The sequence below is a fragment of the Stutzerimonas stutzeri RCH2 genome (genome assembly GCF_000327065.1).
Lineage (GTDB): Bacteria > Pseudomonadota > Gammaproteobacteria > Pseudomonadales > Pseudomonadaceae > Stutzerimonas > Stutzerimonas stutzeri_AE.
Genome location: NC_019936.1, coordinates 3,231,409 through 3,249,128 on the forward strand (window position 1 = coordinate 3,231,409; position 17,720 = coordinate 3,249,128).

Below are 17,720 nucleotides of genomic sequence, written 5' to 3' on the forward strand. Positions count from 1 at the left end.
ACGCCATGAGCGAGCCTGTAGATTCTTCCCGCTGCCCACTCTGCGGCCAGCCCAACCAGTGCGGCGAATGCAACCCGACCGCGGCTCAGCCGTGCTGGTGCTTCAGCGCAGATATTGCCGACGATGCACTTGAGCGCATTCCTGCAGCCCTGCGGAACCGCGCCTGCATCTGCCCCCGCTGCGCCCGCGGCGAAACCGCAAACCCCGATGCGCCTTGACCGCTACCTCGGCAACCGCGCGCGCTTAAGCCGTCAGGATGTCCGGCGCCTAGTGGCCGACGGCCGAGTGATGGTCAACGGCAAAGTCAGCCAGGCCATGGACCAGGAAATTCGTGTCTTTGATCGCATCGAGCTGGAGGGAGAATCGCTGCAGGCCGGAAAGGCGGCCCGTTACCTGATGCTGCATAAGCCGGCAGGCTGCGTCAGCGCTACCCAGGATACGGCGCATCGCACCGTGCTGGACCTGATCGACGAACCGGACAAGCAGGACCTGCACATCGCCGGCCGTCTCGACTTCAATACCACCGGCCTTATGCTGCTCACCAACGACGGTCAGTGGTCCCGCCGCCTGACTCAACCAACCAGCCTGCAGGGCAAGGTCTACCTGGTTGAAACCGAAAACGAAATTGACCCAGCGTGCGTCGACGTTTTTGCCCGAGGCATGTACTTCCGTTTCGAAAACCTCACCACCCTTCCCGCCGAACTCGTGATACTCGCTTCAGACAAGGCCCGCCTCACCCTGCACGAGGGCCGCTACCATCAGGTCAAGCGCATGTTTGGCCACTTCAACAACAAGGTTACCGCCCTGCACCGCGAAAGCATGGGCCCTCTGATGCTGGACCCAGCACTTGAGCCGGGCCGGTATCGATCGCTGACTGACCACGAGATCGCGCAAATCTAGGCCGTTTTCGCCTGCCAGCCAGAAAAACCCGGGGTCGCCCTTCATTTCACCCAAACCTTCTGGTACAAAGGCACCCCTGAGCGGGCGTCGTATAATGGCATTACCTGAGCTTCCCAAGCTCATGACGAGGGTTCGATTCCCTTCGCCCGCTCCAGACACCTATCGTTAAGGCCCTGTTTTTACAGGGCTTTTTCGTTTCTGGCTTTTGGTGGTGTCGAAAAAGTGTCGAAAGCAGCATACAACCCTGCCTTAAGACGCAACCATTTCAGGAATTCTGGGAAAGACTTCCTGCCCCTGCGACCAAGCACTGAGCGCGCCCTCATCCGTCAATGCCACAAGCAATGCCTGCCCGAACTCGTGCGGAATGGATGAAAGACCCTTACCTTCGTACGCCAACCCGACACTATGGCCGATAGCCGCAGTCATCGTCACTAGGGCGTCAGCCTCGGGAATTGATGCGAGGTGTTCTTTACATGGCTCAATATCTATCGAGTTGAACTTGCGACACATGAACGGTCGGTAACTGTAAATTGAGCAAATGCCATCCTTCAGCAACGGACATGGGATTTTGTAATCCTCCATCCGCACCCCGTAGGCCTTTACCGCATGATGCTCAAGCGCCTCAATTAGCTGCGGCAAATCGTCAGGCTTGTTTTCTTTCAATTTCTTCGCAATATAAAAAGCTTCAGCCGGCAAAACCTCCACCCTGGTAGAGCAACAGTGGTTGCATCCCTTGCCGCAAGCGAACCTTACTCCCTGCCTCTTGACGTCATCGACAGCGTCTTCCGCATCACGATGTAGAGTCGCCACCAAATTTACGGCAAAGATAAGGCTCCCGTTCTCGCGAAGCTTCTTCTTGTATTTCTTGAGCGTTGCTTTTTCGTACTTTTGAAAAAGCATGGCCCTTTGCATCTCGTTCATAAATTTCCCTTTCGTTAATGATCGAACCTGACCAACAGCGGATAAGGTAAAGCGAAACGCCATTACTGCAACCCACCCAAGGGGCTCAGCCTAATGGCGTCGCTCAAATGCTCAGGCGCAAGGTGTGCATAGCGCATTGTCATGTTCAGCGACGCATGGCCCAGGATCTCCTTCAGCGTCACGATATGGCCACCGCCCATGATGAAGTGAGCCGCGAAGGTGTGGCGCAGGATGTGGCTTGCCTGTCCGCGTGGTGGCTTGATCGAGGTCGAGAGCAGGACCAGCCGAAACACGCCAATGCAGTTGGTGAACGGCCCGTAGGTTTGCCAGTGCTTCTTGATCGCCGCCGCCAGCTCGGGCGTAACCGGGACCATCCGCACCCGTTTCGACTTCGTATTGGCGAACACCAAGGCGTTGCCTCTGATCCGCTCCAGTCGCAGCGCTTGAGCCTCACCCCACCTCGCCCCGGTCGCCAAGCAGATACGCGCCACCATCGCCGGGTGCGGAGACGTGGTCCGCGCCTGGAGTGCATCGAGCAGCTCGGAGATCTGCGGCTTGGTCAGGTAGGCCAAGGGGCGCTCCTGCAACCGAACCGGACGAATACGGGTGAAAGGACAGGGATAGTCGATCACGTCGAGTTTATGCAGCTCGTTGTAAACGGCTTTCAGGTAGCCAAGGCGATTGTTCGCCGTCTTGCCGGTGACGCCAGCTAACATCCAACGCGCGCGTGTGGCGGCGATCTTCGCGCCATCCACCATACGAGCTATCGGATCGCCCATCGCCTTTGCACACGCTCGCAGGATCGCCACACGACGAACGCCATCGGAGAGCGAGACGCCGTGAAGGTCGAACCATAGCTCGACCAGCTCTGACAGCCTGCGCTTGTCCTTTGGCCGCGGTGCCCAATCGTTCGATTCGCTGCACTTGGCGCGACAGGTCGCCTCGAAGCGCATTGCCTCGGCCTTGGTCTTCAGCGTCTTGCGGAAGCGCTTGCCTTTGACCGGCTCAACATCGACCCGCCAGCGACCATCTGAGAGCTGCTGAATCGCCATCAGACCGCTCTGCCCCATCGAACGTGGCGTTCTTGAAGCAACGTCTTGATGTGCTTGTACAGATCACGCTCGCTCATGTCCTTGGCGGCGTAGTGGTCACGAATGACCGGCCAGCATTCCCACTCCTTCAGTCGATCAAATGCGGTTTTAGCGCCCACTCGCTCCCGTGCCAGCAGGCTTACGAAGTTTCCCAGGAATAGCTCCACGTTCTTGCCCGAGAAGCCCCGTGAGGTCTTGTAGTAGCGCTTGTATTCCGTTTCATCGACCAGGGAATCGACCGCCACGTCGACCCGCACGTCATCACGCATCAGCGTCCAGATCGGTTCGTATTGCCCTGGGCGATGCAGCAACTTGAACTGGCACAGCCCGTAGCGCCACAGGCCGTCCAAATGGGCGGAGAACGCCGCAAACGAATCCGTTTCAATGGCCTCGCCGGTCTTGGCACTGATCGACCCGCTGGCGAACTGCTGGATGACCGAATGGTGATAGCGCAGCTCGACCCGCCACACGTCCGCCTCGGGATCGTAGTTATCAGGATCGGCCGTATCGAACGAATCCCGGCGACGCCAGACGCTTTCCCAGAAGTCGAGCTTATCGGTTGCGCGGGCCTGTTCGGTTTTGTTGTAGATGCAGAGCTGAACGCCACCGGCTGAGCCGAACATGGACGTTTCGCCACGACCGTAGACGCTGGACTTGGTCGCCCAGTTGATCTCGTTGATCCCCGAGATATCCCGGTGCGTCCGCGCACGACAGTGCAGGCGTGCCACCAGATCCACCGGAGGCTTCCAGCCCTGGAGATCCAACGCCAGATGGACAGCGCACTGGTTTCGTTCGCGGTGCGTCATCACGGCTGCGGCGTAGTAGTCCATGCGCTCTTGCAGGCGCTCAGGCGACAGAGCGTCGATGGCGTGCGGCGACACCTCGATTTTCAGGTGCGGCCCGATGTTCTCCAGCTTGGCGTTGAAGTTCTTGATCAGCAGAATGAAGCCAAGGTCGGCGTTCTGCAGCTTGTACTGGTAACCCGAGTCCCGCCCTACCCGTCCCGCGTGCCAGAACTCTCCAGCGAATTCGACCATGACGCCCGGTTTCTCGAACAGCGCCATGATCTCCGGACGGATCAGCCCGCGATACAGCTGGCGGACCGTATCGACGCCGCAACGCAGCAAGCGAACGCCCGACAGGTCAGTCAGCTTGGCCGAATGGCTATCGAAGAACAGTCGCCCGGCTGGGGTTTCCTGAAAGTTCTGATCAACACGAATTTGGTCTTTAACGCTCATCTTCTTCTGCTCCAAATTGCAACGAATTGACACTGTTCAGTTGGGTTTATCTGACGTGTTACAGGGACGTCAGCGCGCGCGTTTGCACGCCGGCTCGTGCCTCGCCGCGCGTGCAAAGAGCGCGGAGCGCACGCGCGCTGACGGTCATCACCACAGGAATTGCCCCTTCTGGTACGGCACGACGGTCATGTTCGCGCCACCAGCGGGTTGCGCTGCTCCAGGGCGCGGCTCATGCATTGCCGGAGACTGGTTGTTCTGGACTTGCTGGGTTCGCTCGCCGGTGGAGCGATCAGGAAGGGTCGGATCGAAGAAGCCGTTTTCGACCACGCGCATGCAGAAGGCGAAGTCGGTTTCGACCCGCGTGCTCTGCTGCGTGTAGCACTGGCAGACGGTGGGTGTGCCGTTGACTACGGCATGCGCCATTCGCCCGAACTCGCGGGCATAGGTCGCAGGGTCGGTGCTGGACATGCAGTAGAGCCTGGGAAACGACACGGGCCGCGTCAGCTCGTCGTAGATCGGCGCCGACGATGGGACCTGTGGTATTCGAGGCACGCGCCGTCCGATGTAGCTGGCGACGCTTTCAGGCGCATCGGTCTTCGCTTCGCCCACCGGCTTGATGAACGCCCCGACCGTATCGCGTACCTGATCGACCATGCTGCCGGCCGGCGCGCTGGTAGCCGTCGCGGCTTGAGCTTTTTCGGCTGCATAGCGTTCATAGGCGCGATAAACGAGGATGCCGGCACCGACCAGCACGCAGATGGCCAAGACGAACTTGGTCGGCACCTTGGCCTGAAAGTGGTGCTTGGCGTTGCTGCTGGTGTAGGCACCGAAGTAGCGCTTATCCAGCCGCAGCGACTTCTTGTCGGCATCCTTGAAACTGGTTTTCAGCTCAACCTTCTCTACGACGACTTCAGATTCGAAGCGCAGTAGCTGGGCGGACTTGAAGACGCGCCAGTAGTGGATGTGCGTGTTGCACAGCCGACGAAGGTGCACATCGAGATAGCGCGGGTCCTGAGTGACGAGGTGCACCTCATGGCCCTGGTGGCGCATGGTCTCGAAGCGGGTGATGTGCTCCGGTGGCCGCGCCCTGGGATCGCGTGAGCCGAACCAGCCCTGCGCTTCGTCGACGACGATGATCGAGTCATTGGGCAGCTCAAACCATTTTTCAGGATCTTCGAACTCGAACCACTGCGCTTGCAGCTGATCGGGCTTGAGACCGTTGATGTTGTGGAAGTAGACGACGCGGCCTTCGGCGTGGGCCTTCTGGTCGACCTCGCGGATGGTGTTCAGGGTCTTGCCATGGCCGGGCTTGCCGGTGCGGATAACGAGCATGACGGCGCCTCCTTATGCGTCGATAGAGGTGCCGCCCGGCTTATGCCAGACCTGATTACGTTTGCGGTCGGTGGCCTTGTCGATGCCGGCGAGGATGAAGCGCGTGGAGATCGCGGCGAAATACAGGTTCACCACCACATCGAACTTCGCCAGTCCGAGAATCCCTTGGATGACCGGCCCGACATCGCCCATCAGCCCGAACAGGTAGTCCTGCGCCTGGCCAATGATGAGGTTGAAGCCCATGTAGGAGACGAAGCCGAAACCGATCATCTTCAGCACCATCTTCACCAGCGGCCCGACGATGATCACGAGCATCTGGACGATGAATAGAAACTGCATCATTGACCTCCTACGGCGCGGCCCACATACAGGGCGGCAAGAACGGTGGCCACGGCCACGAAGAGGCCGCTCAGGTCACTGGCGGCGCGGCATAGCGGTTCGTAGCTGAGCTGGAAAGTGCGACCGCCTGCTGTGGTCAGGCTGAAGCTCTCGGCGGCGGGACAGGCAGACGGCAGAAAGCGGGTGCCCTGGTTGATGAACGAAGGCACGTCGATGACGCCGTTACCTTCATCCAGCTGGAATCGGTCACCGGTAACAGCCGCCTCGATGGCGGACTGCTGTTTGGGGAAATCGGCCATTTCCTCAGCGAGGCACAGCTGTTCCTTCTGCTGCCGCAGGACTTCGCAATCAATCGGGTCACCACTGCACGAGAACGCCGCATCGCAGGAGCCGGCCGAGGCCAAACGCTCCGGGCCTTCTTCGCCTTCGCCTTCACCTTCCTGGCTTTCCTTACAACCAGACCCTTTGCATTCCTTGCTCTCATCGCCCGGGGTGCCATCAGGGTTGGTGCCAGAGGTGGCTTTTTCTTCGGCCGTGGTGGAGGTACAGGGCTTGGTGCCAACGCAGACGGTCTTGTCGGTGGTGGTGTTGGTTTCCGTCTTGGTGGAGCCGTCCGGGTTGGTGGTCTTGGTGGTTTCTTCGGTTTTCGTGGTGTCCTCAAGCCGTGGCGCAGGCTTGCCAGTGGTGCAGTGCAGGTAATCCCCGGCGTTGTCGCAATTGAGCTGGCCGGGTTCTTTCAGCTTTTCGCTACTGGTGCAGTTGCGCGATTGGGAGCCGTCCGGATTGGTGACCCAGTCACCGCATTGGCTTTCGCTGGTGAACTGCGGTGTGCTGTCGGCCGGGGGCTTGGACGGTGGCTGATCAAAGACACTGCCGGGAGGTGGGTTGTTTGAAGTGCATTGCGAGCCGGCGCCCTGGTAAAAAACCTTGCAATAAACGGAGTTCAGGTCCTTGCCGGTGGTGTCTTCCAGAAAGCGATTGCAGCCTTTGACCGTGGCGGTGCGGCTGTAGAGGCAGCCGCTTTCGCAGATCGAGGACGGCGGCAGAGAAGGCGGCACGGACGGGTCCAGGGAGCCGGCGTTGTACTCGTGGACGAACTCGCCGGTTGCGGTGGCGCACTGGTCGGGTTCAGGGGCGACACACTCGCCAGTCGAAGGGTCGTAAGTGGAATCAGGAGCGCAAGAATCGCCGCGTCTAGCTGCTGCGTTGTACCAAGAACCGTAACGCTCAAGCTTCCCGGAATAGGGATTGATATTTAATCCATATGTACGACAGGTAAAAGACGCTGTACCTTTTTCAATCTCCTGCTCAAACGAAACATATTGCCCGGAGTTTAATTGCTTGTAGTAGGCATGGTTTGCATTACAGGCGGCGACACCGCTGGAATATCTTATTAGCGGGTCCGGAAATTGAATGGTCCAATAATAATCTTCGGCGCTAGCGGGCAAGTGCCAGAGCAGCAAAGCCAAAAAAGCCCCAAAAATCCTTTTCATAATCACACCCGCCCAAAAAACACGAGATAAAACGCCAGGGTGGTGAGGATCAGGACGTACAGTTCGTAGCTCATGGCGTTTCCCTGGAAGAGAAAACCCCGCCGGAGCGGGGTTTGTTTGCTTCGGCACATGCAGTGCGCAATACCTTGGTTACAGGGCGCGGCGCATGTACTTGAACGCCATCGCGGCGATGATCACCGCGAACACCGCCCAGCCGATGGTTCCAACGTCAGTGCCGGCGGTATCCAGCGCCGCGGTAGCTTCAGCCGGGACGGCGGCGTAGACGGAGCCGGCCAGGGTGGACAGCGCGACAGCAGCGCCAACGCCGATTTTCTTGATGAATTGCTTGTTCAGTTGCATGGGTGATACCTCACTGTTTCAGGGCTTTTTTGAGGACCAGGAAGCCGAACACGGTGGCGAACAGAACAATCGCTTCGCCTTGCAGCTCGGAGACTTGGTCCCAGGTCAGTGCAGAGCCGTAGAGGCTTTGCATTTCCTCGACCGTGAGGGCGACCAGCGAGCCGGAGCAGATGGGCGAGCCGTCGGCGCCTTGCAGCCAGTCACCGTCACAGGCGAGGAAATTCATTCGCCGGCCTGCTCGAGGTCGGCGGGTTGTTCGGAGGGTTCGCAGTCGGGGCAGACGGCGAAATGGGGCGGCAGGCTGAGGTCGGGCAGCAGGTCGCTTTGCGGCGCGGGCAGCGCCATGAGCTTGCCCATGTCGTTTCCGCAGCAGTCGCAGTACACCCGGTCATCAATCAGCATGGCCGCCCCTCCCGGTTAGTTGGCTTTGGCCGGGTCGCCGGCTTTGGCCTGGGGTTGAGCTGGGGTGCGCGGGGTATCGGCTGCGGCGCGGGTCTGGACGGCTTCGAGCTGGAGCGCCAGATTCTTGCCCTTGTTCTGGCCACCCCGGGCAATCTCGAAGTGAATGCGCACCAGTTGCAGCGGCTCGAACTTAGCGCCGGCTGCGAATATCTCGTCGGCTACTTCGTCTGCTGCTGCCATGCCGATGATCGACAGGCCGTGTTCGGTCTTGCCGTCCGGCTCGTCGCCGTAGAAGACTTTGATGTACTTCTGGCCCGCTTCACCGTCGAAGCGTTGAGTGCCGAGAAATGCAACTTCCATAGTCGAACGTGCCATTTGTGTTTCCTCTTTCTAGTTGCGCTTAATTGCGCTGCTTTGCTTTCTGCAGGCCGAGCGATCCCGAGCGAGTGAAAAAGTAATTTCACTGCGACCGGCTTGTTACTTGGCTTGCGGGTTATCTATAGCTGTATTTGAACGCTCTTGGAACAACTATTTAGCAAGTATTAAAACAATCAATACTTCATTTTTTAATGAGACGAATAGTGCTGAATTGACACTTTCCATCTGAGCAAACATTAATTTAATTAATCATCCGCAACGCTGTTTAACACCAAGGGCTCTGCCCTTGTCATCCCGCTCTTGCCGCCGAGGGCTCGGGAGCGCGGGAGGGAAAAGCGCTCCCGCACTCACGAGCGGAGGCTGTTTCAGTTCGTGCAGGGTCAAGGGTGCGCTCCGCCCGTGCTTCCGTTCGCCGGATCGGTGAAGCGTGATCCGACGAGCCGGGAGCGCGGCCCCTGACCTGTTCGGCCACGCGCTCAGCCTGATAACGCTCAGCGACATAGCGACGCAGCTCGACGAGAGACCGGTGTTTCGTTGGCTCGCTACCGTCCAACGGAATGAACAGAGGAACGTCGCGGCGATAGGTAACGTGCCCATACAGCTCCCCGCCTACGGTCAGCTCCCGCCCGATCTCATGCCAGTTAGGCGACGCGATACGAACCTGCATCCGCTTACGCCCTACCCCACCAGCTCGAACGGTTCGTGAATCGGCACGTAGGGCGTTGGCTTGCCCGAGTCGTAGATAATGCTCCACCACTTCGCGGGGCGCTCGGGTGGCGTGTGCTTCTCGCAGATATAGGCCGGTTCCACTGTCCAGTCCGAGAGCAGAGGCTTCCAGATTCCACCAACGCACCCCATTTGCAGTGTGCGAATCGGCCGCGCATAGGCGGGGCGGCATTGGGCGCATGGTGTGGACCGGGAGGGATCGGATTTCGCCATTTCGCGTCTGGACCAGCAGACAGAGCAGTCGCAGTCCTGGGCGTGCGGAAGGCGTTGATAGCTGGCCGGCTTCTGCATAGGCCATCCCCTCCCCTGGCTTTCCGTAGACGGCGCGGATCATGCGGAGCGCTCCTGTTCATTGGTGCTGGGCGAAGGACGCTTCCAGGCGGATGACGATTTCGGCGTTCAGGGAGCGGCGTGCAGCCCAAGCGGACCGTTCGACCTGGGCGCGGAGTGCCGCAGGCATGCGCAGCTTGAATTGCGGGTCTGTGCGGCTCATTGGTTCACCCCCCCGGAAAACGCACCAAACGGGTTTTGCCCAGCTTCACGCTCTCGACAGCGCCAGTCCTGACCCAGCCAGCGACCATATCCACGGGCACACCGGCCAGAGCGGCGAATGCGGCTTGCGTATAGAAAGGAGGATTCATGCGGTCCACTCCTGTTCCAGCAGCCAGCTACGCAGCAGCGCGCTGTTAATCATGCGGCGCTTGCCGAGCTTTACGGTGGGGAGTACGCCCCGGTAGACCCAGGCGCGGGCCATGGAACACGTCAGACCGTTACGTTCCGCCCAGGCTTCGACGGTTTCCACGTCCTGCTGTGGGGCGATCAGCTTTGAAGGTTCTAGCTCTTCCAGTTCCATGCTCGTTCCGTCACTATTCGTGGCAATGCCAGTTATTCAGCACTGCGTTATCCATAACGGATAACCTCGAAACGGATAATGCCATTGCTAATCCAAATTGGATACATCACATATAGATCAAGTAGCTATGATTAAAGAGCGCGTTATAACTATTCTGAAAAGCTCAGGTATTCGGCTGCCCGAGCTGGAAGAGCGCACTGGCATCAGTCGATATACCTGGAACAACCTGAAGAACACAGCGCGAAAGCGCGAGATTAAGGCTGAGGAGATCGAAGCTATCGTTAAGCTCTTTCCTCAATATGCCTTATGGGTCGTCAGCGGAGAGATAGCGCCAGAAGCGGGGCAGATTAGCCCTGATTACGCTATTGCCGATTCAAACTTGCCGAGTCAAAGCGCGGGATAGCGATCACAACGGAAGTGACTAGGCGCTGGTATGCCCGCTTAAGACGTTAGAACAGCTTTTTGGAGCAGTATTAAGAATGGGAATCTTCGCAGAAAATTTAAATGATATTGAATCCTACTGCGCCAAGCTAGAAATGCTTTTATCGAAGCAAGAACTTATAGATCAGCGTGTCTCTTTATGCGTGCCCATGCTGAAGAAAATTTCAGATGAACCTGACGCTTATGATAAATCAGCAAGATTAAATGCTCAGTGGATCGGCGGAGAGTTACTTAGCATTATTGCCAACCGAAGAACCGACGATAGCTCACTGCAAGAATTAACACGTTACCTGGCTCGAATAGCAAGAGAAACCACACTTCGAACCCCTTACATACCAAAAACACCTGAAAAAGAGCTTCTTGATTTTTTCGACTATTCAAAAAATCATGAAACAACCGAAGACAAGGAAACTTCAGATCTTATTTGGGCCTCCATTCCAAAATACATAGTAAGGGAGCATCTAGATGAAGTTTCTAAAAAAGAGGATGATGTAACCAACCAGGTTAAAAGCTGGGAAGACCAACTCAAAACATATAAAGTAACCATAGACTCATATATCAGCGAACTTAAAGAGCAACAAGGAAAATTCAACTTCGTTCGACTATCAAAAGCCTTTCACGAAATGCACAAGAATAAGCAAAAGGAGCTTAAATCAAACTTTATCGCTTTGATTTCTCTAGGCGCTTTAGTGCTTTCCCCACTAATTTTTCAATTTGCAGTAAAGACACTCACGAACACAGACACCACACTCAACACCCTGAGCACGACGGAAGCATGGAAGCTAATATCTTTAGTTGGCTTAGAAGTGGCTCTACTTTATTTCTTTAGAATTGCACTGAAAAGCTACTACTCAACCAAAGCTCAACTTCTGCAAATTGAACTCAGGCTTTCATTATGCGCATTTATAGAAAGTTATGCGGACTTTGCAAAATCAAGAAAAACGAAAGACGCTGACCCCTTACTTAAGTTTGAATCAATAATTTTTTCCGGCATTACACCTGACGATAACAATGTTCCCAGCACCTTTGACGGCATAGATCAGATTTTCCGATTAGCAAAAGAACTTAAAGGAAAGTGATCACCGGCAACCTCCATTGACTCAAGTGCACGGAAGCAAACATGAAATCAGATTGGGATGATGCACCGAAATATCTACGCAACAGAAAGCAACCTAGCCCCTGGCGCTTCCTAGCGATCCTCGGCATCGGTTCAGTGTTGCTTTCAGGACTTGCGTTTACGTTCGGCAAGCCGGTCGTACTGGACGTAAACCAGATCAAGCAAGGCATTCATATTGGCGGCAACCCTTGGTTTAACCAAGAGCCAGAGCAGCCCATACAGCTTGCTAGCCAGCCTTCCATTGCAAGCTACGAAGCCCCAGAAGCAGAACCGACACCAGCTCCTCAGCAACGCCCGTTGACCCAGGAAGAAATCGAATGGTTCGAAGAAGGCACCGCCCGAGCGCTTCAGCAGCGTCAAACATCGTTCAACGATAGCAACTACACGCCACGCCCCTTCGCCAACACGATACAGCCACCACCGGCCCGCTACTACGCAGCCAACTCCACCAGCAGCACTCAGAAGCGCTCCGTTACCCGCCAGACTCACCTCAGCAACTGGAGCTGGGAGAATGGCCACAACAAACAGCGCATCAGCGGTCAGTTTGAGTGGACAGCGGTAAACGGCCAGATCGACTACAACAGCGTGTGCCAAAACTACAAACGAGGCTCGCTGATCTACCGCGACTGCCGAAAAGGGGCGAAGGTTGCGTTCAAGAAAATATGCAGCCGATACGAGCCAGCGTGCGCTGCCGAAAATAATTTTTTGCCCTAAATCTTGACAATGCTTATGGTAAATTACAAATAGTCGGATATGTATTCAGCATCGTCATCAGTAAGTCCGTATTGCCACAGCAACCAAATAAAAAATTTAGCCCGGAGATCAATCATGTGGCAGCTACTCAACAGAGCAATTATTCAGCCAGCAAAACAATATATTCCCTTTCTACTCTTAACCAGTGGGATTTTCTTAATTACTGCTGGCTCCATCTTCGGAGGCTATATAGACGGCCTGCCTTTAATACCGCATGGCACCGGAGAAGTCATGTCGAAAGCGGGCGGTGGTATCTTAGGTGCTGGAGTTTTTGCCGTAATCATGAAGTCCGCCCAATTCACAGAATATTTCCAGCGCAACATACATGATGTATTTTACAGACCTGACTCACTCGACAGCGTTGAATCCACACGATACAAGTGGGAAAAAATAACAAAGCACTTACTAAAAGATACCTTACCAGCATCACACCAAGATGCAACTTCCGTCATAATGAAGAAATTCTTCGACAACGAACTTGCGTTTCACTTTGAGAGATTCGAAGCAGCATACGACATAAGTCTTTCAGAAGATAAAAGATACGCCAATATAACCCATACAATAAAAGCCGATGTTGTGATTTCTCCAGGGCATGAAAGCGTCGAAATCAATCAACAAATATCTACTGACGGCAGCCTCAAGCTCACTTCGCTAGTCATTGACAATAAGCCAGTTGATATTGCAGCACATTTATCTAAGGATTGTGACAATGATGGCTTTTATAATTTCAGCGTAACCGTTCGTCCTTCTACCTCAAGTTGCCAGCCAGCGTCAGACCGACGAGTGACTATTGAAAGAAGCTATGAACACGTGCAGGATTTGGAAAAAGAGCCATATCTGATGGCCGCATTTGTACGTTACGTAAAAGGTTTTGTCCTGCAAGCAAAATGCCATAATTGCAACGTATTTTTTAGTACCACCGGAACCATAGATGACCCAGAAATGTCGATGGATGCACAAGGCAACATGCGATGGGTGCTAGCCGATAGGGATACCTTGCTTCTGCCCGGCGAAGGGTATATCTTCATCATCACAGTCTAATTGGAGGGGTGTCATGCTTCAGTCGAAGGAAACCATCTGATAGAGCGAAGCTCTAGGCTATCTAATCCCAAGCCCGCATTCGAAAGAATGTGGGCTTTTTTTTAGGCCTAAAGGTGCCGTTCAAGCTTACGCGCGAAATGTCGAAAAAGTGTCGAAAACACTGTGCCGAATTGTGCCGAAACGAGCAGACGGATCAGCCCGGAAACCGCATAACGACACGCTTTGCGACGGAACGACACACTAAGCAAAAGGGTTCGATTCCCTTCGCCCGCTCCAGTCATCGAAGGCCCTGCTTATGCGCGGGGCCTTTTCATTTGTGCCGGCGGATAGGCTGAGTTCGGCTACGAAGGGGCTTCATCGTCAGGTTGCTCTATCACCGTACTCAGCCGCGCAAGAACGTCAGCACTCGCTGTGTAAAGGCATCGCCAGCTTCGACGTTGGATAGGTGCGCAGCCTCGAAGGCGACGAGTTCGGCGCCGGGGATATTGGCCTGGATGAACTCGCCGTGCTCGACGGTCGTCACCGGGTCTTTGGCGCCGCAAACGATCAATGTCGGTGTCTTGATCGTGGCAAGCTGCTCACGATAGTCGGCGTCTCGCACCGCCGCGCAATTGGCGGCGTAGCCGTCCGGTGAGGTGCTGGCGATCATGTCGGTGATGCGTGCCGCAACCGCCGGGTTGGCCTGAGCGAAATCTGCGGTGAACCAGCGCGCGATGGACGCATCACGCATGTCGCGCATGGTCTGTTCGCGGCCGGCCAGGACGCTGTCTATCCGCGTGTTCCATACCTCGTCGGTACCGATCTTTGCTCCGGTGTTGCACAACACCAGACGCTGTAGACGCTCGCCAGCGTGGATGCCCAGCCACTGGCCGATCAGCCCGCCCATGGACAGACCGCAGAAAGCAAAACGCTCGATACCGAACGCATCGAGCATGCCGAGCACGTCCTGGCCCAGCTGTTCGATGCTGTAGGGACCAGGCGTCACGCCGGAGCCGCCGTGTCCGCGAGTGTCATAGCGCAGCACGCGAAAATGCTCGGCAAACGCCGCAATCTGGTCGTCCCACATCTGCAGGTCGGTGCCCAGTGAATTGGAGAGCACCAGTACGGGCGCATTTTCCGCGCCATCGAATCGATAGTTCAGGCTGACATCAGCCAGTTTTACGCTCGGCATTGTTCTTCTCACTTTGCGTTATGTTCGGCAGGCCGCTCTCTCAAGAGCCGTGCTCTCACCAAGTGTGGGCCAATCACGCAGGCCGCTTGATACGCGCTTGCATGTCGAGCGGGTGGAGCTCAATCCGCCTGCGCACATGGCCCAGCCGCCACTACAACCTGCTTGCGCGCGCGCAAAACTGCTCCCGCGCGCAACCGGTACTGCTTCGCTGTCAGACCCGCTCCACGACCAGCGCCAGCCCCTGCCCCACGCCGACGCACATGGTCGCCAGACCGAGACGGCCACCGGTTTTCTCCAATTGATGGACTGCCGTCAGCACCAGTCGCGCGCCGCTCATGCCCAGTGGATGGCCGAGCGCGATGGCACCGCCGTTGGGATTCACTTTCGGGCTGTCGTCGGGCACGCCGAGGTCGCGGGTCACGGCCAACCCTTGCGCGGCAAAGGCTTCGTTGAGTTCGATCACGTCAAAATCACTCACCGCGATGTTCAGCCGCTCACACAGCTTGCGTACTGCCGGCACCGGACCATAGCCCATGATGCGCGGCGCAACGCCTGCGCTGGCCATGCCGAGCACCTTGGCGCGCGGCTTCAGTCCGTACTTCTGCACGGCTTCGGCGCTGGCGAGAATCATTGCCGCAGCACCATCGTTGACGCCCGACGCGTTGCCGGCGGTGACAGTCTTGTCCGGGCCGTTGACCGGCTTGAGCTTGGCCAGCGCCTCGGCGGTGGTGTCGGCGCGCGGGTGCTCGTCAGTGTCGACGACCGTTTCGCCTTTCTTGCCCCTGATCACCACCGGGACGATTTCCTCGGCAAAGAAGCCGGCTTGCTGCGCGGCCGCGGCTCGCTGTTGGCTGCGCAGGGCAAAGGCATCCTGATCGGCACGGCCGACCTGCCATTCATCGGCGACGTTGTCGGCCGTCTGCGGCATGGCGTCAACGCCGTAGAGCTCCTTCATCTTCGGGTTGATAAAGCGCCAGCCGATGGTGGTGTCCTCGATCTTCTGAATGCGACCGAAGGCCGTATCAGCCTTGCCCATCACGTAGGGCGCCCGGGACATCGACTCGACGCCCCCGGCAATCGCCAGCTCCAGCTCGCCGCTGGAAATGGCACGGAAGGCGGTGCCGACCGCGTCCATGCCCGAGGCGCAGAGGCGGTTGAGCGTCACGCCCGGAACCGTCTCCGGCAGACCGGCAAGCAGCAAAGCCATGCGCGCGACGTTGCGGTTATCCTCGCCGGCCTGGTTGGCGCTGCCCATGAAGACCTCATCGACCGCTGCCGGGTCAAGGCCCGGGTTGCGCTCGAGCAATGCACGCAGCGGAATCGCCGCCAGATCGTCGGCGCGCACTGCAGCCAGCGCACCGCCGAAGCGGCCGATGGGCGTGCGCACGGCATCACAGATAAATACGTCGCGACTCATTCCTCACCTCCCAACTGACCATGAGCAGCAGCCGTGCGTGCTTCCAGGGCGCGCAGCGCCACCAACTCCTCGGCACGTGGCGCCTCGGTGACGGCCACATTGTCGGCAAAACGGATCTGCCAACCGGTGTTCTCGATCACCTGCTCACGCGCAACACCCGGGTGCAACGAAGTGACCACGAATTCATTGGTGCCTTCTTCCGGCTCCATGATGCACAGATCGGTGATGATCGCCACCGGGCCTGCCCCTGGCAGACCGAGCTGCTTGCGGTGCTCACCGCCCTCGCCATGCCCGACCGAGGTGATGAAGGCGAGCTTTTCGACGAAGGTGCGATGGGACTGCTTGAGGATGATCAGCACCTTCTTCGCACTGCCGGCGATTTCCGGCGCACCACCGGCACCCGGCAGGCGCACCTTGGGCTTGTGATAATCGCCGATCACCGTGGTGTTGATATTGCCGTACTTGTCCACCTGCGCAGCACCGAGGAAGCCGACGTCGATGCGCCCGCCCTGCAGCCAGTAGCGAAAGATTTCGCCGGTCGGAACCACGGTGTCGGCGGTTTCGGCCAGCTCGCCATCGCCGATGGACAATGGCAGCACCGACGGCTTGGCGCCGATCGGGCCGGATTCGTAGATCAGCACCACTTCCGGTGCATGGGTCAAGCGGGCCAGATTGGCGGCCTTGGACGGCAGTCCGATGCCGACGAAACACACGCTGCCGTTGCCCAGATTGCGCGCCGCGGCCACCGTCATCATTTCGTTGGTGCTGTAGTCATTGCTGAGATGAGCGCTCATCAGTTGGCCTCCTGCTGCTGGGCAATCTTCGCGCGGTAGGCGGCGAAATCGGTGGTGCCGCGAATATAGGTATCAATCCAGGCGGTGAACGCGTCGCGGTCACGGGCGATCGGGTCCCAAGCCTGGTAGAAACGGTTGTCGCGCTCGTAGTAGCCATGCGCGTATGACGGATGAGCGCCGCCTGGCACCAGGCACACGGCGGTCAGAGCCCAGGTCGGCAGCACGCAGGCATTCATCGGCGCTTCGAGGTCGTCGACGATTTCCTCGACGGTGACGATGCACCGCTTCGCCGCCAATGCCGCTTCCTTCTGCACGCCGAGGATGCCGCGGATCAGCACGTTGCCCTTGCGATCAGCCCTCTGCGCATGGATGACGGTGACGTCCGGACGCACGCTCGGCACGGCGGCCAGTACCTCACCGGTGAAGGGACAGGTAACCGACTTGATCAGCGGGTTGACCTTTGGCAGATCGGAGCCGGCGTAGGCACGCAGCACCGCAAACGGCAGACCGGACGCTCCGGCGACATAGGCATTGGCGAGATCCGCGTGGCTGTGTTCCTCGATCTCGAGGGCCTGCGGCCAGCCCTTCTCCACCGCATCGCGCAGGCGATGCAGCGAACCGACACCAGGATTGCCACCCCAGGAAAAGATCAATTTCTTCGCACAGCCGGCGCCGATAAGCAGGTCATAAACCAGGTCGGGCGTCATGCGCACCAGCGTCAGGTCCTGCTTGTTCTGGCGGACGATTTCATGAGCGGCAGCCGTGGGGATCAGGTGAGTAAAGCCTTCCAGCGCGACGGTGTCGCCGTTCTGGACGAAGCGCTCGACGGCGTCGCGGAGCGAGAGAAATTCAGCCATGAGTCGGATCTCGAGTTGTTTTCAGTACGCTGATTGCGTTGGGGAAAACGTTAACGGTCCGACCACGGCGCCACAATCCGATAATCGACATACTGT

At 57.5% G+C, this 17,720-nt stretch carries 24 protein-coding genes and 1 tRNA gene; 7 read left to right on the forward strand and 18 right to left on the reverse strand.

The window, feature by feature from the left end; translation table 11 throughout:
• Positions 1-5: 5 nt before the first annotated feature.
• From PSEST_RS21850 to PSEST_RS14840, 3 genes are all read left to right on the forward strand, one after another.
• The gene (locus tag PSEST_RS21850) at positions 6-218 is read left to right on the forward strand and encodes a cysteine-rich CWC family protein (protein ID WP_015277788.1); all 213 of its coding nucleotides are present in this window, start codon (positions 6-8) and stop codon (positions 216-218) included.
• On the forward strand, positions 208-900 hold the full coding sequence (locus tag PSEST_RS14835; protein ID WP_015277789.1) for a pseudouridine synthase: 693 nt from the start codon (positions 208-210) through the stop codon (positions 898-900). The genes PSEST_RS21850 and PSEST_RS14835 overlap by 11 nt, the downstream gene beginning before the upstream one ends.
• A gap of 80 nt (positions 901-980) precedes the next feature.
• Positions 981-1,054: transfer RNA gene (locus tag PSEST_RS14840), tRNA-Gly, on the forward strand.
• 95 nt (positions 1,055-1,149) lie between these two features.
• On the opposite strand, the gene PSEST_RS14845 is transcribed toward PSEST_RS14840, so the two are convergent.
• From PSEST_RS14845 to PSEST_RS14905, 14 genes are all read right to left on the reverse strand, one after another.
• Positions 1,150-1,821 carry a YkgJ family cysteine cluster protein gene (locus PSEST_RS14845; RefSeq protein WP_015277790.1) on the reverse strand — a complete coding sequence of 224 codons (672 nt, stop codon included), beginning with the start codon at positions 1,819-1,821 and terminating at the stop codon, positions 1,150-1,152.
• 62 nt (positions 1,822-1,883) lie between these two features.
• Positions 1,884-2,873, reverse strand: a complete 990-nt coding sequence (locus tag PSEST_RS14850) for a tyrosine-type recombinase/integrase (RefSeq protein ID WP_232422556.1) — start codon at positions 2,871-2,873, stop codon at positions 1,884-1,886.
• Complete coding sequence (locus PSEST_RS14855; RefSeq protein WP_015277792.1) at positions 2,873-4,150, reverse strand: hypothetical protein; 1,278 nt, start codon at positions 4,148-4,150, stop codon at positions 2,873-2,875. Before PSEST_RS14855 ends, PSEST_RS14850 begins: the two co-directional genes overlap by 1 nt.
• A gap of 147 nt (positions 4,151-4,297) precedes the next feature.
• Positions 4,298-5,482, reverse strand: a complete 1,185-nt coding sequence (locus PSEST_RS14860) for a zonular occludens toxin domain-containing protein (RefSeq protein WP_015277793.1) — start codon at positions 5,480-5,482, stop codon at positions 4,298-4,300.
• A 12-nt stretch (positions 5,483-5,494) separates the two neighbouring features.
• Positions 5,495-5,821: a DUF2523 domain-containing protein gene (locus tag PSEST_RS14865; protein ID WP_015277794.1), complete on the reverse strand. Its 327-nt coding sequence runs from the start codon at positions 5,819-5,821 to the stop codon at positions 5,495-5,497.
• The gene (locus PSEST_RS22410; protein ID WP_015277795.1) at positions 5,821-7,314 is read right to left on the reverse strand and encodes a virulence factor TspB C-terminal domain-related protein; all 1,494 of its coding nucleotides are present in this window, start codon (positions 7,312-7,314) and stop codon (positions 5,821-5,823) included. Before PSEST_RS22410 ends, PSEST_RS14865 begins: the two co-directional genes overlap by 1 nt.
• A gap of 150 nt (positions 7,315-7,464) precedes the next feature.
• The gene (locus tag PSEST_RS14875; RefSeq protein ID WP_015277796.1) at positions 7,465-7,674 is read right to left on the reverse strand and encodes a major capsid protein; all 210 of its coding nucleotides are present in this window, start codon (positions 7,672-7,674) and stop codon (positions 7,465-7,467) included.
• 10 nt (positions 7,675-7,684) lie between these two features.
• Complete coding sequence (locus PSEST_RS14880; RefSeq protein ID WP_015277797.1) at positions 7,685-7,900, reverse strand: hypothetical protein; 216 nt, start codon at positions 7,898-7,900, stop codon at positions 7,685-7,687.
• Positions 7,897-8,076 (reverse strand): hypothetical protein, encoded by a 180-nt coding sequence (locus tag PSEST_RS14885; protein ID WP_015277798.1) that lies wholly within the window; start codon positions 8,074-8,076, stop codon positions 7,897-7,899. Before PSEST_RS14885 ends, PSEST_RS14880 begins: the two co-directional genes overlap by 4 nt.
• A gap of 15 nt (positions 8,077-8,091) precedes the next feature.
• A complete protein-coding gene (locus PSEST_RS14890; RefSeq protein ID WP_015277799.1) occupies positions 8,092-8,451 on the reverse strand; it encodes a hypothetical protein in 360 nt (119 codons plus the stop codon).
• Between the two features lie 681 nt (positions 8,452-9,132).
• A complete protein-coding gene (locus tag PSEST_RS22320; RefSeq protein ID WP_080602182.1) occupies positions 9,133-9,471 on the reverse strand; it encodes a DUF5447 family protein in 339 nt (112 codons plus the stop codon).
• Positions 9,472-9,529: 58 nt separating this feature from the next.
• Positions 9,530-9,673 carry an Arc family DNA-binding protein gene (locus PSEST_RS21865; RefSeq protein ID WP_041756723.1) on the reverse strand — a complete coding sequence of 48 codons (144 nt, stop codon included), beginning with the start codon at positions 9,671-9,673 and terminating at the stop codon, positions 9,530-9,532.
• 4 nt (positions 9,674-9,677) lie between these two features.
• On the reverse strand, positions 9,678-9,821 hold the full coding sequence (locus PSEST_RS22325; protein WP_015277801.1) for a hypothetical protein: 144 nt from the start codon (positions 9,819-9,821) through the stop codon (positions 9,678-9,680).
• Entirely contained in the window at positions 9,818-10,033 is a 216-nt protein-coding gene (locus PSEST_RS14905) for a hypothetical protein (protein WP_014819553.1), read from the reverse strand. Before PSEST_RS14905 ends, PSEST_RS22325 begins: the two co-directional genes overlap by 4 nt.
• A 127-nt stretch (positions 10,034-10,160) precedes the next feature.
• Between PSEST_RS14905 and PSEST_RS14910 the strand changes: the two genes are divergently transcribed.
• The 4 genes from PSEST_RS14910 to PSEST_RS14920 all read left to right on the forward strand — a co-directional run bounded on the left by PSEST_RS14910 (position 10,161) and on the right by PSEST_RS14920 (position 13,385).
• Positions 10,161-10,436: a helix-turn-helix domain-containing protein gene (locus tag PSEST_RS14910; protein ID WP_015277802.1), complete on the forward strand. Its 276-nt coding sequence runs from the start codon at positions 10,161-10,163 to the stop codon at positions 10,434-10,436.
• Positions 10,437-10,512: 76 nt separating this feature from the next.
• Positions 10,513-11,553, forward strand: coding sequence for a hypothetical protein (locus PSEST_RS22150; protein WP_015277803.1), 1,041 nt, complete (start codon positions 10,513-10,515; stop codon positions 11,551-11,553).
• 41 nt (positions 11,554-11,594) lie between these two features.
• Complete coding sequence (locus PSEST_RS14915; protein WP_015277804.1) at positions 11,595-12,305, forward strand: hypothetical protein; 711 nt, start codon at positions 11,595-11,597, stop codon at positions 12,303-12,305.
• A 114-nt stretch (positions 12,306-12,419) separates the two neighbouring features.
• Positions 12,420-13,385: a hypothetical protein gene (locus tag PSEST_RS14920; RefSeq protein WP_015277805.1), complete on the forward strand. Its 966-nt coding sequence runs from the start codon at positions 12,420-12,422 to the stop codon at positions 13,383-13,385.
• A 382-nt stretch (positions 13,386-13,767) separates the two neighbouring features.
• Here PSEST_RS14920 and pcaD read toward each other — a convergent pair whose 3' ends face one another.
• The 4 genes from pcaD to PSEST_RS14940 all read right to left on the reverse strand — a co-directional run bounded on the left by pcaD (position 13,768) and on the right by PSEST_RS14940 (position 17,624).
• Complete coding sequence (pcaD, locus tag PSEST_RS14925) at positions 13,768-14,556, reverse strand: 3-oxoadipate enol-lactonase (protein ID WP_015277806.1); 789 nt, start codon at positions 14,554-14,556, stop codon at positions 13,768-13,770.
• 211 nt (positions 14,557-14,767) lie between these two features.
• A complete protein-coding gene (pcaF, locus tag PSEST_RS14930; RefSeq protein ID WP_015277807.1) occupies positions 14,768-15,973 on the reverse strand; it encodes a 3-oxoadipyl-CoA thiolase in 1,206 nt (401 codons plus the stop codon).
• A complete protein-coding gene (locus PSEST_RS14935; RefSeq protein ID WP_015277808.1) occupies positions 15,970-16,767 on the reverse strand; it encodes a CoA-transferase subunit beta in 798 nt (265 codons plus the stop codon). Before PSEST_RS14935 ends, pcaF begins: the two co-directional genes overlap by 4 nt.
• Positions 16,767-17,624: a CoA transferase subunit A gene (locus PSEST_RS14940; protein WP_015277809.1), complete on the reverse strand. Its 858-nt coding sequence runs from the start codon at positions 17,622-17,624 to the stop codon at positions 16,767-16,769. The genes PSEST_RS14935 and PSEST_RS14940 overlap by 1 nt, the downstream gene beginning before the upstream one ends.
• Positions 17,625-17,720: the final 96 nt, after the last annotated feature.

Coding starts and splice junctions, on each gene's coding strand:
- pcaD (WP_015277806.1), bottom strand. CDS start 14,556: ATGCCGAGCGTAAAACTGGCTGATGTCAGCCTGAACTATCGATTCGAT.
- pcaF (WP_015277807.1), bottom strand. CDS start 15,973: ATGAGTCGCGACGTATTTATCTGTGATGCCGTGCGCACGCCCATCGGC.
- PSEST_RS14915 (WP_015277804.1), top strand. CDS start 11,595: ATGAAATCAGATTGGGATGATGCACCGAAATATCTACGCAACAGAAAG.
- PSEST_RS21865 (WP_041756723.1), bottom strand. CDS start 9,673: ATGAGCCGCACAGACCCGCAATTCAAGCTGCGCATGCCTGCGGCACTC.
- PSEST_RS14940 (WP_015277809.1), bottom strand. CDS start 17,624: ATGGCTGAATTTCTCTCGCTCCGCGACGCCGTCGAGCGCTTCGTCCAG.
- PSEST_RS14935 (WP_015277808.1), bottom strand. CDS start 16,767: ATGAGCGCTCATCTCAGCAATGACTACAGCACCAACGAAATGATGACG.
- PSEST_RS14880 (WP_015277797.1), bottom strand. CDS start 7,900: ATGAATTTCCTCGCCTGTGACGGTGACTGGCTGCAAGGCGCCGACGGC.
- PSEST_RS14890 (WP_015277799.1), bottom strand. CDS start 8,451: ATGGCACGTTCGACTATGGAAGTTGCATTTCTCGGCACTCAACGCTTC.
- PSEST_RS14835 (WP_015277789.1), top strand. CDS start 208: ATGCGCCTTGACCGCTACCTCGGCAACCGCGCGCGCTTAAGCCGTCAG.
- PSEST_RS14910 (WP_015277802.1), top strand. CDS start 10,161: ATGATTAAAGAGCGCGTTATAACTATTCTGAAAAGCTCAGGTATTCGG.
- PSEST_RS22150 (WP_015277803.1), top strand. CDS start 10,513: ATGGGAATCTTCGCAGAAAATTTAAATGATATTGAATCCTACTGCGCC.
- PSEST_RS22320 (WP_080602182.1), bottom strand. CDS start 9,471: ATGCAGAAGCCGGCCAGCTATCAACGCCTTCCGCACGCCCAGGACTGC.
- PSEST_RS14845 (WP_015277790.1), bottom strand. CDS start 1,821: ATGAACGAGATGCAAAGGGCCATGCTTTTTCAAAAGTACGAAAAAGCA.
- PSEST_RS14860 (WP_015277793.1), bottom strand. CDS start 5,482: ATGCTCGTTATCCGCACCGGCAAGCCCGGCCATGGCAAGACCCTGAAC.
- PSEST_RS14875 (WP_015277796.1), bottom strand. CDS start 7,674: ATGCAACTGAACAAGCAATTCATCAAGAAAATCGGCGTTGGCGCTGCT.
- PSEST_RS14920 (WP_015277805.1), top strand. CDS start 12,420: ATGTGGCAGCTACTCAACAGAGCAATTATTCAGCCAGCAAAACAATAT.
- PSEST_RS22410 (WP_015277795.1), bottom strand. CDS start 7,314: ATGAAAAGGATTTTTGGGGCTTTTTTGGCTTTGCTGCTCTGGCACTTG.
- PSEST_RS14850 (WP_232422556.1), bottom strand. CDS start 2,873: ATGGCGATTCAGCAGCTCTCAGATGGTCGCTGGCGGGTCGATGTTGAG.
- PSEST_RS14885 (WP_015277798.1), bottom strand. CDS start 8,076: ATGCTGATTGATGACCGGGTGTACTGCGACTGCTGCGGAAACGACATG.
- PSEST_RS14855 (WP_015277792.1), bottom strand. CDS start 4,150: ATGAGCGTTAAAGACCAAATTCGTGTTGATCAGAACTTTCAGGAAACC.
- PSEST_RS22325 (WP_015277801.1), bottom strand. CDS start 9,821: ATGAATCCTCCTTTCTATACGCAAGCCGCATTCGCCGCTCTGGCCGGT.
- PSEST_RS21850 (WP_015277788.1), top strand. CDS start 6: ATGAGCGAGCCTGTAGATTCTTCCCGCTGCCCACTCTGCGGCCAGCCC.
- PSEST_RS14865 (WP_015277794.1), bottom strand. CDS start 5,821: ATGCAGTTTCTATTCATCGTCCAGATGCTCGTGATCATCGTCGGGCCG.
- PSEST_RS14905 (WP_014819553.1), bottom strand. CDS start 10,033: ATGGAACTGGAAGAGCTAGAACCTTCAAAGCTGATCGCCCCACAGCAG.